Raw genomic sequence first — 14,389 nt, 5'->3', positions numbered from 1 at the left:
TTGTTACGATTTACTGACGACTGGTTCTACCTTCCAGCCATTTTGGATTCAATGCATCAAAACTACTGGCTCTGCAAGGGTTGATATCCAACCCACCACGCCGTGTATAACGGGCCATCACAGCTAAATAATCCGGCTTGAGGCAGGCGTACAGATCCTGATAGATCCGTTCAACACAATGCTCATGAAAATCCTGATGCCCGCGGTAGGACACAATGTACTTGAGTAACCCTTCCCGTGAAAGGCGTGGCCCGCGATAAAAAATCTCCACACTCCCCCAATCCGGCTGCCCAGTCACAGGACAATTGGATTTCAGAAGATGTGAACACAGATTCTCTTCAACAATCTGCGCAGCATCACAGCCTAGTAAGTCAGCATCTGGTTCATATTCGCTGATCTCAACAGGAAGGTCATCAATACAGGTACCTTCCACTTCCTGTACTGAAAAAGCCTTATCCCCAAGTTTGTATAATGTGACGACCACCTCGGCACCGGTAGCATCGGTCAGATCCCACTCAAGGCGTTCCTGTACATCACCTTCGCTATGGAAACGCGTCTGGTTATAGCCATTCAGATACAACTTGAATGACTTGGACTCAATCAGATTTTCCGAATTTGCAGGAATGGCAAAACGCGCCAAACGAACGATGGGCTTGCCCTTCATATCAAGCCAGGAAACCTCAAAAGCCTGCCACAAGTCCAGCCCGACAAAGGGAAGTTCCTCCCCCTCTGCAAGACCTAACGATGCCCTATTACTACTTCTGGGGATAGGAAAAAGCAGCCCGGCATCATAGTGGGAAGGGTAAGCAGAGGTATGCCCCAAAGGCGCTTCATCCAGCAGTTTCCCCGTGTTTTCAGGTGTTTCAGAATGTTCACTCATTAGTGACGAATCCCCTTGCCTCGATTCAGCATTCTCAACGTAATGGCGAAGAGTACAACGTTAAACACAACAATAGCCAAGAGTGCCCAGCCTACCGCGATATCCGAGGTTCCCAAAATGCCATAACGGAACGTATTCACCATATAAAGAATCGGATTGAGTTTTGAAACATGCTGCCAAAAGACCGGTAGCGTATGAATGGAATAGAACACCCCTCCCAAATACGTCAGTGGCGTCAACACAAAAACTGGCACAATGGAGATATCATCAAACTTGTTCCCCAGCAATGCATTGATAAAGCCGCCGGTTGAAAACAAGAGCGCTGTCAGCACCACGACCAGAATGGTCAGCAAGGGATGCATGATAGGCAGGTGTGTAAAAAACAGTGACACACAGGTCACGATCAACCCGACCAACAGACCACGAGCCGAGCCCCCTGCCACGTAGCCCAGTAGAATGACCCAGTTGGGCATTGGGGAGACAATCAACTCTTCAATGGATCGTTGGAACTTGGTACCGAAAAACGAGGATGCCACGTTGGAGTAGCTATTGGTGATCACCGACATCATGATCAGCCCGGGCACGATATAGTCGATATAGGGAAACCCATCCATTGTCCCGATACGAGACCCGACCAGATTGCCGAAAATCAGGAAGTACATGGCCATCGTAATGGAAGGCGGCAAGAGCGTTTGCGGCCAGATACGGGTAAACCGACGTATCTCGCGCGCCAGAATAGTCCAAAAGGCCGTGAAGATTTGTTGCGCTGACATTTAACGGATTCCCCCTTGTGAATGCTTGTGGTCAACCAGCGAAACAAAGAGTTCTTCCAACCGGTTACTACGATTACGCATGGAGTTGACCTTGATCCCCTGCTGTGAAAGCGCATCAAACGCATCATTGATGTGCTGTCCACGCTTCACGGAGAGTGCCAACTGGTTGTCGTTTTCCATTTTCTCGACGGCAAAACCGGGGATGTCGGGTACCCCCTCCAGTGGTTCGTTCAAGTCGAGGATCAGGCTTTCAACATCCAGCTCCCCAAGGAGATCCTGCATACTGGAGTGCTTGACGATCTCCCCCTGATCAATGATGGCGATGTTGCGGCACAACGCCTCAGCCTCTTCCAAATAGTGCGTCGTGAGGATGATAGTCGTTCCCTCCTCCGCATTAATACGCTCCATGTATTCCCACATACTGCGGCGAAGTTCGATATCGACACCGGCAGTTGGTTCGTCAAGAATCAGCAGGCGCGGCTTATGAATCAGCGCCCGCGCAATCATCAGGCGGCGTTTCATACCGCCGGATAACGTTCTGGCCTGTTGCTGGCGCTTGTCTCCCAGGCCCAGATCTTCAAGCAATTGCTGCGCACGAGGATATGCCTGGCGCCGCGGGATACCGTAAAAACCGGCTTGCGCCAGCACGATATTTTCAACCGTTTCAAAGGGATTGAAATTGAATTCCTGCGGCACTACGCCGAGGGCATACTTCGCCCTGGAGAAATCCTTGTCGATATCAATGCCAAAGATTTTGACGGTGCCACTCGTCTTGTTGACCATGGAAGAAACAATCCCCAGGGTCGTCGACTTGCCTGCCCCGTTAGGGCCCAGCAAGGCAAAGAAGTCGCCTGCGGCGACATCCAGATCAATTCCCTTCAAGGCAGTATGCTGATTGGCGTAAACCTTGGTCAGGCCTCGAATGGAGAGGGCTTCTTCTGCCATTATCGGCTCCTGTCATAAACGATGATGTGAATGAAACACGCTCATACCGAGTAAGGCGCCTCATCAAAAGATATAAACCCGAGGGTAAGCGTATCGCGGCATTGCCGATGGATAACTTTCTTCGTCGCCACACATCAGCACGCGTAAGGGTGTGTGGTACGCCTATAACAAAGCGCGTGGATACGACAATAGTTGCCATGGGAAAACCGGTAAAAATCTTCAACTGACGTGCCTTTCACACAAGGTTTCAAAAACACGTACATAAGGCAGTATAAAAAGGGACCGCCTGAAGATACCGCCACGGGAAAAGGGCACTATTTTAACGCAAATATCGTATATACGCTTAATGAATATTGATATAAACCTTGCATGGACTTGTAAACACAGCCTCATGAGCGATACAGGCGCTTGGAAGGCTGGCACGTTTCTCCCTGTCCCCTCACTTTGCTATTTTTCTTTATAAGCCATTCACCCATCTTCTGTACCTCATGGAATTTACACTCTTACACGACTCTGTAATGACGCTTCCATGTACTGATGGTTCCATAGTCTGCCGCTACCATGCGAACAACATAACGGGATTGGGATAATGCCCTTTCCACCTGAGTAAAGCTTGTACACGCATTGCTGTTGATAGCATGATGGAAGACGCAAGATGGAGCGGTTAGGCAAAAAAGATCAGCAGTATGAAGAACGTATTGAATTAATTGCTTTCGCTAAAGACAGGCCATGACAAACAAACGGCGGATGTAGAAAAAACAGGGATGATGCAAAACGGAGGCGCTATGATTGAGGAATCTGGCTGTGTAGGGATGGCGATAGATTGAATAATCTATACAGGACATGGAAAAATTGAGTGGCGTCCCATAGGGGGTTCGAACCCCTGTTACCGCCGTGAAAGGGCGGTGTCCTAGACCACTAGACGAATGGGACGCATAAGCCGCTGAGCTGTGTCGCTCAACAACGCGGCGTATTATTCATATAATATTGGCACTTGGCAAGCTTTTTTTACATAAAAATCATATTCGTAGGGAAACAAGGGAGATCACCTTCGATGGCCCCTCAAAATAAAACGACCAAGCCTCATTTCGATGCGCACGAGCTCCTCATCCGCCCGGCCACTGTGGAAGACGCCCATGCCATTGCGTTAATTCACGTCGCCTCTTGGCGTGAAACCTATACCGAGATATTACCCCAGGCGATGCTGGACAAACTCAGTTTCAAAAAGCGGGAAACATTCTGGCATCGGGTTTTGAGCTCGCAACCGACAACTGATTCCCAGCCCACACCCTCCACGGAGATGCCACTTCTTTTAACGGGTATGCACGTTTTCGTGGCAGAGTTCATCCGCGAAGCCCATAGGCTGATAGTGGGATTTGCCTGCTGTAGCCCTCAGCGGGATCAAACGCTGCTTGAGTCAGGATATGAAGGTGAATTTCAAGCCATATATATTCTTCGTGCTTACCAGAAACTGGGGTTTGGTCGAGGGCTCATGGCCCGGATGGCGGAAAGTCTGCACGCTCAGGGAACACGCCGTGCGGCGCTCTGGGTGCTGGATAGCAATCGTAAGGCTCGGGATTTTTACGAAAGTCTGGGAGGCGAAAACGTGCTCAAAAAAGAAGATCAGCGGGGCGATATTACCCTGATCGATTGCGCTTATGGTTGGCAGGACATTACGACATTGATGTGACTGCCACTACGTTTCCGGGAAGTTACGTATTCCCTGCTATTTATTTCAACCACCTGCTTATTTCAACCACCAGCACATTATTTCAACCACCAGCACAACGCTTACGATGATGGTTTCAACCATCGTGTAACCCGTTTCGAAAACAGACAATAGGACGAGTATATTTGTCGAGGTCATAAAGCAGGGATAAAAAGGCCGGTTTATCTCCTCCAAAAAGGAGTATGACACGGTAAACTAGTCATAAATTAAAACCTGCTGGAGCTCCTCTTGCTGAAGATTCTACACACCGCTGATTGGCAAATAGGCAAACCTTTCGGGCAATTTGATCCCGATGATGCCCTGTTTCTTTCTGAAGCGCGCATTCAATGTGTCGAGAACATCGCCCGCCTTGCGAGTGAACATAGCGTGGATGCGGTCGTAGTCGCTGGCGATGTGTTCGATGCTCAAACAGTGGCTGACAAAACTGTGCGTCGTCTCTTCAATGCATTAAAGGCCTTTGATGGGCCATGGATTATGATCCCGGGTAACCATGATGCGGCTCTGGTAGAGTCAGTGTGGACACAGGCACACCGTATGGGCATCATTCCCGAGGATGTTGTTGTCTGTACTCAGGCGGAGCCCCTTTATTTCGAGGATCTTCAACTATCCATTCTTCCAGCCCCGCTAACGCAGCGCCATACTTATCAGGATCTGACAGCCTGGTTTGATCACGCCACTACACCAGACGGCTTTTATCGCGTCGGTGTCGCTCATGGGAGTGTCACGGGGCTATTGGATAGTGACATCGATGCCGCCAACCCGATTGATCCCCAGCGTGCAGAAAAGGCCCACCTTTCATATTTGGCGCTGGGCGATTGGCACGGCATGATGCAAATCAACGACCGCACCTGGTATTCGGGTACGCCTGAACCGGATCGTTTTCGTAACAATGAAAGTGGTCAGGTATTACTGGTTGAATTGGCCTCTCCCACCGCCATCCCCGTTGTTACACCACTCAGATCGGGGCAGTTCCAGTGGACTGCGCATGCCTTCACGCTCAATATTGAAAGCGACATGGATGCATTACTCCATTGGTTGGAAGGGCTGGATGCTCACGCCGTAGTGGATCTCAATCTGACCGGCAGTGTAACGATAGAAGCCTATCAACGTATCGCTCAGGCCACTGGGCAAGCGCAAGGCGTTGCTCGTGCATTTGATGTTTCCATGCACGAACTTCGTATCATGCCCAGCGAGCAGGACATCGTACAGCTGGCCGCCGATGGTTATGTTGGGGCAGTTATTCAGGAGCTACGTGAAGAACAGGAAGTTCCCCCCTCTTCCCCCCAAAATGATGAACACCCCCAAACTGCAAGAGATGCATTGGTGATCCTTGCCGACCTGTTGGCGCAAGGCAAACACGAGGAGCACCATTGATGGAATTACAATCGCTGACCCTCAGTGAATTCAAACGCTTTTCCCACACGTTCACGGTAGATCATCTGACACCCGGGCTGAATCTTTTTGTCGGCCCGAATGAAGCAGGAAAGAGTACGCTGGTAACCGCCATACGTAGCGCTTTTTTCGAGCGTTATCGCTCCAGCAAGTTGGAATATCTGCAACCCTGGCAGCAAGGCAACACGGCGCCAACTGTCGATATCCGCTTCACACATGAAGGAAAACAGTACCGGCTGTTAAAAAGTTTCATGGCTAAAAAGCGCTGTGTGCTAACGATCGATGGTACTACCTACGAGGGTGATGATGCTGAACAACGGCTGGAGTCCCTTCTTGGCTTTACTTATGCTGCCAAAGGGAACAGCAAACCTGCACAGCAAGGTATCCCTGGCCTGCTTTGGATTCAACAGGGGGAAGCACAGGACATCGCTGCCCCTGTCAGCCATGCATCGGATAGAATCCGCAGCGTGTTGGAATCCATGGTGGGCGAGGTTTCCTCTTCCAGTGGGGATCAGCTGATCCAGCAGGTCGAAAACCTGCGGAATGAATTAGTAACGCCGGCTAACCGAAAACCCCGAGGGGAATATGCTCAAGCGTTAAGCGAAAAAGCATCCTTGACCGATGAAATTGCCGCCCTTAAGGCACAGATTACTGCATATGAGTCCTACGTGGATGAATTGGCACGTCTCCACAACGACATTCGTGCGGATGAGCAGGAAGACCGGCAGGGCCAACTGACCCGGCAACTCAACGAAGCAGAAACGAAACTGGCTGATGTACAACGTCAGCAAAGGGAACTTGACGAACAGCACCAACAATTGGCGCAACGAAAGCAGCGGCATAGCGAAGTCATCGAACAATTACTCGCCCATGACAATGATGTCCGGGAGCAACAGCAACGTCAGCAGGTGTTGGAAGAAAAGCAGGCGACACTGACAGCGCAGGATACGGCACGCATCAAACTTGAAGAACATGTGCAATCCTTGAAAGAGGCTTTGAAAAAACAGCGTCACTCGCTTGTATCTGCACGTAATAAAGAAAGATGGCAGAGCCTCAGGCAGCAACAGGCGCAGACCAAACAACAAATCTCTCAGCTCGAAAACCGGATTTCCACCGTTGAAAAAGCACAAAAGGCGTTAAAGGCACTTGAAGCGAAACTGTACAAGGTAGCGATTGATGCCAATGCTGTTAATCAGCTGGAATCTGCGCAGCAGCAGCTGACTCATCTAACCATACAGCTTAACAGTAAGGCGCCTTTATTAACGTATCGTCTTAATGAAGGGCAAAGGCTCACGTTGGGTAATACCACCATTGAAGGAGCTGGCCAATATCGACTGTTGGACACTGAAACACTAGTGCTGCCTGATATTGGGGAAATTACACTAACACCAGGCAACAGCGACCTGGATTCGTTGGTGGATCAGAAACAGGCACAGGAAGCACAGGTAGGCACTCTTCTTGAAACATTGGGCGTTACCTCACTGGAAGACGCCAAAAAACGACTGGATGACTACCGTGAGCTTGAACGCGAGACCTTTCATGCACGAACACGGTTGGAAGCACAGGCACCTGAAGGGCTCGATGCATTGAAAACCACGCACCTTCAATTACAACATGAGGCTGACACACTCCAACAGCAGCTATCCGCCATTGATACTTCTGACTTCGAAACATCCGACAAGGCAAACCCGAGCGGAAATGACGACACTACGAATCAACTACCGGTCGCAGCGACTGACATTCACACGTTGGAACAGGAAGAAGCAAGCCTCAAAACACGTCTGGATGAAAAAAATACGTTACTGCATCAGGCTCAGGTCGCTCTAGAAGGGACAACCGCCACCGTGCAAATACTTCAGGCGGAACTGGAACGTGCGCAACAAAAGCTGGCGTCCGAAGAACGCGTGACCAGACAGCGTGAATTAAGCACAGCATCTGTCTCATTGAAAGCCGAAATCACAACATATGAAAAACATTTGGCTACCCTGCAAACAGAATTGAAAGACGTAAACCCCTCTCTATTGGAGCAGGATGTTCAACGCTTGAACCAAAGTTTGCAACACTTTCTGCAAGCACAACAGGACAGAAAAAACCGGCAAATCAAGCTCGAAACACTCTTGGAAAATCTGGGAGCACAAGGGCTTGAAGAACAAGTAGCGCACCTGGCCCCCAAACAGGCACAAGCAAGTCAACGCTGTGAAGAATTCAAGCGAAGGGAAGCCGCTCTCAACCTTCTGTTGGGCAAGTTACAAAGCAAGCGCCAACAACTGGTTCAGCAATTGCAGGCCCCCCTTCTGGAGAAGATCAACCACTATCTGCGCTTACTATTTCCAGAGGCTCAATTGACACTGAACGAACAGCTGATTCCACAAGCACTGAAACGTTTGCAAGGACAGGGCGAAAGTGCGGGTGATATTGAACAACTAAGTTTTGGCGCACGTGAACAGCTGGGCGTGATCAGCCGCTTGGCCTATGCCGACCTTCTAAAAGCCTCGGGGCACCCCACTTTACTGATTCTCGACGATGCGCTGGTGAACGCTGACAGTGAACGGCTGACTCAAATGAAGCGCATTCTTTATGATGCATCAAGCCGTCACCAGATTTTGATCTTCAGCTGCCACCCTGCTTATTGGAATGATTTGGGTGTAGAAGCACGCACCATGGCCTCGCTCACACCTCTTGAGGAAAAAATTTAAGAAAATATCGGAAAATTTTGAACTAATCCGGAACAGGCCAGTCAATATAGATAATTGTTCCTTGCAAAGATCCCTTTTGATATCCCGGCGCTTAGTCGGGTTTTTTTATGCCTAACCATTGGGCTAACGCCTGAAGATATCATTTCAGACTTTGACTACCCCCTGCACCACCCATGTAGCCTGCCCTGGCAAAATCCTCAAGATGCCATGATCTGCGCACGAAAATCATCCAACTGCGCCTGCATTTCAGCGCATTCGATGTCATTCGTAATAAATACTATGCGTGAGAAATGATCCTCAACTGCCCCTACTGGTAATGGCGCTGGTGGAAAGAGTTGATGTTGGACACCATGAATCACGTACGGCACCTCTTTCCCCTCCAGATTCACTATCCCCTTCATACGTAATATATGACTACCATAAGTAGCCTGCATATGGGCTAACCAACCTTCCAGCCGCTCTCGTCGAATAGGCTTCTCAATAACAAGGGTCAATGTCTGGATGCCATCATTATGATGGAAAGGGAGATCGACAACATCGCTTGCCTGCAAGGTCTGCGTAGAGGGAAAAAAGTGAAAAGATGTACTTGTCGGACTAGCGCCTGAAGTCCCCGCGTAAAGACCTGCCTCGGGTGAGTATATCCCTTTATTGAAAATATCCTGAGGATTTACCGCACCCTCTTCCACAAAGATCATTTTCGCGGCAGAGTGTTTACCTTGAAGGCGTTGAAACACTGCATTCTTTTTTTCTTCACCCACCAGATCGCCTTTGGTCAGCAATAGTACGTCTGCTACAGCGACCTGCCGACGCGCTTCTTCATAATGATCAAGTGTGGTTTCCGCTGTCAGCGTATCAACCGTCGTCACCACTGTTTCCAACTGATATTTACGGACCAACTGCGGGTGCGTCGTCAACGTATGGATAATCGAAGCAGGATCAGCCAACCCGGTTGTCTCTATCAGAACACGCCGAAATTGCCGCTTTCCCTCACGTGAAAAACGCCAATGACTGTCATTCAATGTCTGAATCAAATCGTGGCGAACAGAGCAACATAGACAGCCGTTCTCCATGGCCATTACGACTTGCTCGGTACTTGAAATCACCAGTTGATGATCCAGAGAGACTTCACCATATTCATTAATGATGACCAGGGTATCAGCCAACGCTGGTTGTTGGAGCCAATAATTCAGCACCGTCGTTTTCCCACTTCCCAAAAATCCGGTCAAGAGTGTGATAGGGATTTTTTTGGAAGCCCTATAGGTTGAATCACCCTTCGTTAAAAAACCATTCTCGGGAGCACTATTCATGGGTATAGCCGATTCCATAAAGGGACAAGAGAGGAACAGGAAAGGAATAGCGTATCAGCAGACGAAGCAAAATTCGTCGAAAAATATCGCTGGAAAACTATAAAATATCGCTGGGAAGCTATAGAAGAAAAACCATGGAAGAGAGAAAGTCAAGAAAGGAAAAAAGGTAAATTCACTAACTGCGTAAAATAGAGTGTAGCAATATAAGGGGGGATAAAAATATTGGAGCGGGAAACGAGGCTCGAACTCGCGACCTCCACCTTGGCAAGGTGGCGCTCTACCAACTGAGCTATTCCCGCACTCACTGAATGCATTACACGAACGCAATAGCATCATCAGAAGTGGCGTCCCATAGGGGGTTCGAACCCCTGTTACCGCCGTGAAAGGGCGGTGTCCTAGACCACTAGACGAATGGGACGTATGCCGTAGGATATAATATCCTGATGTTTTCCTGAACAGGTATAACCTACATTCTTAAATACTGAATTGAAGGTAACCTGCTAATAAATAGGAGATTTTCTTTCCCCTACTCCAGAAGAACGGCGTGCATTATGGACCAAGCTAAATCAATTGGCAACCCCTTCCGCGAAATTTTGTGCGCAGTAAAACCGGATTGTCAGCAGAGACGTAAACCAGGGGAAGCGACCCAATATCAGTTATATGGTTAACTGCCATGGTCATTTAACCGATAGGAAACCTCTAATGGGTCGCTCGCTACACCATCGTTAGCCCACCATCAACAAAGTACTGCGAGCCGGTCACAAACGACGAATGGTCGGATAACAGGAACAAAGCTACATTTGCCGCTTCCTGTGCACTACCGATTCGTTTGATTACCAGTTGATTGAGTACGCCAGCTTCAAAAGCCGTACGTTGTTCGGGCGCCATGAAATCGCGAAAGCCGCTCTGAATCGGACCGGGTAACAGCGCATTGACACGTATACCTCTTGAGCCCAGGGTCGATGCCCAACAACGTACCAGAGAAACCAGAGCGCCCTTGGTTGCCGCATACACGTCTGTCGTGGGGGCACCCTCATAAGCGGAGGTAGACGAGGTGACAACAACAGAAGCACCATCGACAAGATAACGGGACAATGCCGCAAGTTGAAGCACCGGTCCACGTACATTCACGTCCATAAGAGCATCAAAAGAATGGCTATCAACTTGATCCATTTCTTGCAGAAATGCATAGCCTGCATTGAACCAAATACCATCCAAAGGCCCAAATGTCTCGACTACCCTGGCAAGGCATTCACCTGTATCAGGACTTCCCGCATCGTTATATACCGCAATGGAATCCTGAGGTAGTAATCCATCAAGCGCCTTGAGGTGTTTTCTATCATGACCGGTAGCGATAACACGCGCTCCCGCAGATATAGCGGTCAAGGCACCTGATAATCCGATCCCCCTACTGGCCCCTGTAATCAGAAAGTTCTTGCCTGCAAAGTTATGCATAGTCTTTTTCCGTCAACATGATGATTTACTACGCGTTGATGGTAATGACACAAGTACAGTTTGATAATATCGAAATTATTACAGTCACTATTATGGAAAAACACAATAATGCGTGGTCGTGAATTTACCCAACTACAAGCGCTGGCCATGGTGATAGAACAGGGAAGTTTCACCAAAGCGGCAGCACATTTAGGTATAACAACGTCAACGTTGAGCCTGATGATTCGAGATCTTGAAGAACGTCTGGAACTGCGCTTGTTGAATAGAACAACGCGAAGCGTGTCGCCTACCGAGGCAGCCAAACGCATGATGATACATCTTAAACCCGCCCTTGAAGGCTTGGATATAGCCGTACACGATGCATTGACGACACAAAGAACCTCGGGTCATATTCGACTGAATGCCGCTCGAATCTCAGCCGTTCATTATTTGGCCCCGTTATTGAGCGAATTTCTCAAAAAGCACCCTCATATTCAGGTAGACGTGGTTACCAATGATGCATTGATCGATATTGTAGACGCTGGGTTTGATGCGGGGATCAGGCTGGGTGAACAACTGGATCAGGATATGATCGCAGTGAGACTAAGCAAGCGCCTGCAGATGAAAGTGGTCGCCTCACCTTCATATATAGAGCGGCATTCAATCATACAGGAACCACGTGATTTACGGCATCATCGCTGCCTTACATACCGACGCCCAAGTGATGACAGTGTCTATCGCTGGGAGTTCCAGCGCGACGGGAAATCATGCGAAATAAATGTGGAAGGCCCGATTATCACCGATGAACCGGAAATGCTGACGCAACTGGCGCTTGATGGTGTGGGCATCACATATCAATTTTCCCACCAGGTTGATCCCTTTCTGACCAGTGGCCATCTAGTACAGCTATTAAAGGAATGGACTCCTGCCTTTCCAGGCTTCTACCTTTATTACCCGAGTCGAAAACAGATGCGGCCACCCCTACGCGCCTTGCTCGACTACTTGTCTTCCCGGAAAGATACAACAGAATATTAAGTATTTTTGTTCTTTGTATTCTTCAACGTTATTCTCACCATTCTCCTGAATAGGTGAGCCAAACAAAAAAAGGAGCCCTTGGGCTCCTTTTTCAAACAGAGATATCCAAACAATCAGGATATCTCTATTGCACAATTTGGAGCGGGAAACGAGGCTCGAACTCGCGACCTCCACCTTGGCAAGGTGGCGCTCTACCAACTGAGCTATTCCCGCCGAGTCATTAGACTGGATGGCGTCCCGTAAGGGGTTCGAACCCTTGTTACCGCCGTGAAAGGGCGGTGTCCTAGGCCACTAGACGAACGGGACTTATCTGACTACGGACGTTACCATGCGGCCCCTCCGTAACAAGTGGCGCGCATATTACTGAGTTACTACTCCACTGTCAACTAAAAAAACAGAGTGAATCGCACCGCGGATACGCTCACACGATGTTTCAAACCCCATGCCAATCAGTGAGTTATCACTCAATTGGCGTAAACATATCGCTGATAATGATCGTGGGGCTCGAAAGCCTTATAATACCTATATAGTAAGAAAGCACGGTACCCATCTTCATTGATGAGCATTGCTTCACTGATGAACATTACTATAACGATTATCACTATAAAGACTGTCGAGAATGAGGCTAGCGATGAGCAACGATGACAAAGTGACATTAACGGATGCCGAGTGGCGCGAACGCCTGACACCTGAACAATACCATGTCACCCGCCAGGCGGGCACAGAGCGTCCCTTTAGTGGCGATTACGAGGTTTCTCCCATTCGCGGTACCTTTCACTGTATTGCCTGTGGCGCACCACTTTTCCGCAATGACGATAAATTTGAATCACATTGCGGATGGCCCAGCTTCGACAGGCCATTGGCAGATGCCGCTGTTGAGGAGCACATGGATACCAGCCATGGCATGCGTCGGGTCGAGGTAACGTGCCGACGTTGTGACTCTCACTTGGGCCACGTTTTCCCTGACGGCCCGAGGGAAACAACGGGATTGCGCTATTGCATCAACTCCGTCGCGATGAAATTTGTTCCCGACGAAGACGCACAGTAGCTCTCTTTCTCTCCCCCTGGAGAAAAGCCAGATCAGGCAGGCTCAGTCAGCGCAGTTTATTTTAATTTTACACAGTCATATTTTTCACAACAGGTAAAAACATGCTTGGTTGGTTTCCAGGACACATGAACAAGGCACGGCGCGAAATTCAAAAGGCGCTGCCCGCTATCGATGTAGTGATCGAGGTCGTCGATGGCCGCCTTCCCTACTCCAGCGCCAATCCAATGCTGGCTGAACTGATCAGGCATAAACCGGTTCTGAAAATCCTGTCTCGGGAGGATTTGGCAGATCCATCCATCACAACGGAATGGCAAACCTTTTTCGACCAACAACCTGATACGCGTGCTCTCCCCATGGTGACAAGCGATAAAAAAGCACTCAAGCGTATCCCAGTGCTTTGTCGTGAGCTTGCCGGGCAAGTGCGTGCTGATCGCGATATTCGCGTGATGGTCATGGGAATACCCAACGTCGGCAAGTCAACACTGATCAATAATCTGGCGGGTCGCAAGATAGCCAAGGTGGGTAATGAACCGGCAGTGACGAAACGCCAGCAAATCATCCGACTTGATAGCGGTATTGCGTTGACAGATACCCCCGGGGTGCTGTGGCCCAAAATAGAGGATCAGGCGAGCGCATATCGCCTGGCGGCCAGTGGTGCGATTCGTGACACGGCGCTGGACTATATTGATGTAGGCTCAATCACGGCAGCCGAGCTGGCACGGCGCTATCCACAAGCTTTGACAGCACGCTATAAACTGAAAGAGCTCCTTTTGTATAAAGATGCACAAGGGTGTGAAGGTGCATCAGAACACGCTTCGGCGGTCGAAACCGATGGCCCGGCCTTTACGGATCTGATGGCACAGGCAGGCTACGATGGAACTGCCATTCTGGAAGAGATTGCCAGGAAACGGGGTGGACTGAAAAGCGGCGGAATCGTGGACCTTCATCGTGGTGCCGAAGTACTGCTACATGAATTACGGGAAGGCAAATTGGGAAGAATTACATTGGAAGCCCCCAGTGATATTCCTTCAGAAGAACCTTTAGGCGAAGAGGATGATCCGAGTTCCTCTTCGGATAAATAATTCTTTTATATTCATGCAGTTTCTACTTTGAATTGAAGGCTCAGAATCGTATGCTTGAGCGTACTGCA

At 49.3% G+C, this 14,389-nt stretch carries 11 protein-coding genes and 5 tRNA genes; 6 read left to right on the top strand and 10 right to left on the bottom strand.

Annotation, left to right across the window (positions count from 1 at the left end; genetic code table 11):
* Positions 1 to 10 precede the first annotated feature (10 nt).
* The 4 genes from queF to LMG33818_RS06300 all read right to left on the bottom strand — a co-directional run bounded on the left by queF (position 11) and on the right by LMG33818_RS06300 (position 3,531).
* A complete protein-coding gene (gene queF, locus LMG33818_RS06315; protein WP_442322507.1) occupies positions 11 to 880 on the bottom strand; it encodes an NADPH-dependent 7-cyano-7-deazaguanine reductase QueF in 870 nt (289 codons plus the stop codon).
* Positions 880 to 1,653: an ABC transporter permease gene (locus tag LMG33818_RS06310; protein ID WP_442322506.1), complete on the bottom strand. Its 774-nt coding sequence runs from the start codon at positions 1,651 to 1,653 to the stop codon at positions 880 to 882. The genes queF and LMG33818_RS06310 overlap by 1 nt, the downstream gene beginning before the upstream one ends.
* The gene (locus LMG33818_RS06305; RefSeq protein WP_442322505.1) at positions 1,654 to 2,598 is read right to left on the bottom strand and encodes an ABC transporter ATP-binding protein; all 945 of its coding nucleotides are present in this window, start codon (positions 2,596 to 2,598) and stop codon (positions 1,654 to 1,656) included.
* A gap of 857 nt (positions 2,599 to 3,455) precedes the next feature.
* A tRNA-Glu gene (locus LMG33818_RS06300) sits at positions 3,456 to 3,531 on the bottom strand.
* Positions 3,532 to 3,652: 121 nt separating this feature from the next.
* Between LMG33818_RS06300 and LMG33818_RS06295 the strand changes: the two genes are divergently transcribed.
* From LMG33818_RS06295 to LMG33818_RS06285, 3 genes are all read left to right on the top strand, one after another.
* Positions 3,653 to 4,288: a GNAT family N-acetyltransferase gene (locus LMG33818_RS06295; RefSeq protein WP_442322504.1), complete on the top strand. Its 636-nt coding sequence runs from the start codon at positions 3,653 to 3,655 to the stop codon at positions 4,286 to 4,288.
* Between the two features lie 267 nt (positions 4,289 to 4,555).
* Positions 4,556 to 5,701, top strand: a complete 1,146-nt coding sequence (locus LMG33818_RS06290; protein ID WP_442322503.1) for a metallophosphoesterase family protein — start codon at positions 4,556 to 4,558, stop codon at positions 5,699 to 5,701.
* Positions 5,701 to 8,415: an AAA family ATPase gene (locus LMG33818_RS06285; protein ID WP_442322502.1), complete on the top strand. Its 2,715-nt coding sequence runs from the start codon at positions 5,701 to 5,703 to the stop codon at positions 8,413 to 8,415. Before LMG33818_RS06290 ends, LMG33818_RS06285 begins: the two co-directional genes overlap by 1 nt.
* Positions 8,416 to 8,612: 197 nt before the next feature.
* Here LMG33818_RS06285 and LMG33818_RS06280 read toward each other — a convergent pair whose 3' ends face one another.
* The 4 genes from LMG33818_RS06280 to LMG33818_RS06265 form a co-directional block, all read right to left on the bottom strand.
* Positions 8,613 to 9,722: a CobW family GTP-binding protein gene (locus tag LMG33818_RS06280; RefSeq protein ID WP_442322501.1), complete on the bottom strand. Its 1,110-nt coding sequence runs from the start codon at positions 9,720 to 9,722 to the stop codon at positions 8,613 to 8,615.
* A gap of 223 nt (positions 9,723 to 9,945) precedes the next feature.
* Positions 9,946 to 10,021, bottom strand: a tRNA-Gly gene (locus tag LMG33818_RS06275).
* Between the two features lie 43 nt (positions 10,022 to 10,064).
* Positions 10,065 to 10,140: transfer RNA gene (locus LMG33818_RS06270), tRNA-Glu, on the bottom strand.
* Between the two features lie 296 nt (positions 10,141 to 10,436).
* A complete protein-coding gene (locus LMG33818_RS06265; protein ID WP_442322500.1) occupies positions 10,437 to 11,177 on the bottom strand; it encodes an SDR family NAD(P)-dependent oxidoreductase in 741 nt (246 codons plus the stop codon).
* Positions 11,178 to 11,285: 108 nt separating this feature from the next.
* Between LMG33818_RS06265 and LMG33818_RS06260 the strand changes: the two genes are divergently transcribed.
* Complete coding sequence (locus LMG33818_RS06260) at positions 11,286 to 12,191, top strand: LysR family transcriptional regulator (RefSeq protein WP_442322499.1); 906 nt, start codon at positions 11,286 to 11,288, stop codon at positions 12,189 to 12,191.
* Between the two features lie 137 nt (positions 12,192 to 12,328).
* On the opposite strand, the gene LMG33818_RS06255 is transcribed toward LMG33818_RS06260, so the two are convergent.
* A tRNA-Gly gene (locus LMG33818_RS06255) sits at positions 12,329 to 12,404 on the bottom strand.
* 17 nt (positions 12,405 to 12,421) lie between these two features.
* A tRNA-Glu gene (locus tag LMG33818_RS06250) sits at positions 12,422 to 12,497 on the bottom strand.
* A gap of 325 nt (positions 12,498 to 12,822) precedes the next feature.
* On the opposite strand from LMG33818_RS06250, the gene msrB reads away from it, so the two are divergent.
* Together msrB and ylqF are read left to right on the top strand one after the other, a co-directional pair.
* Positions 12,823 to 13,239 carry a peptide-methionine (R)-S-oxide reductase MsrB gene (gene msrB, locus LMG33818_RS06245; protein WP_442322498.1) on the top strand — a complete coding sequence of 139 codons (417 nt, stop codon included), beginning with the start codon at positions 12,823 to 12,825 and terminating at the stop codon, positions 13,237 to 13,239.
* Between the two features lie 101 nt (positions 13,240 to 13,340).
* Positions 13,341 to 14,321, top strand: coding sequence for a ribosome biogenesis GTPase YlqF (gene ylqF, locus LMG33818_RS06240; protein WP_442322497.1), 981 nt, complete (start codon positions 13,341 to 13,343; stop codon positions 14,319 to 14,321).
* Positions 14,322 to 14,389 lie beyond the last annotated feature (68 nt).

Source organism: Cernens ardua, from assembly GCF_051251085.1.
Taxonomy (GTDB): Bacteria; Pseudomonadota; Gammaproteobacteria; order Pseudomonadales; family Halomonadaceae; genus Cernens; species Cernens ardua.
This window is presented reverse-complemented; position numbering and strand designations above follow the sequence as displayed.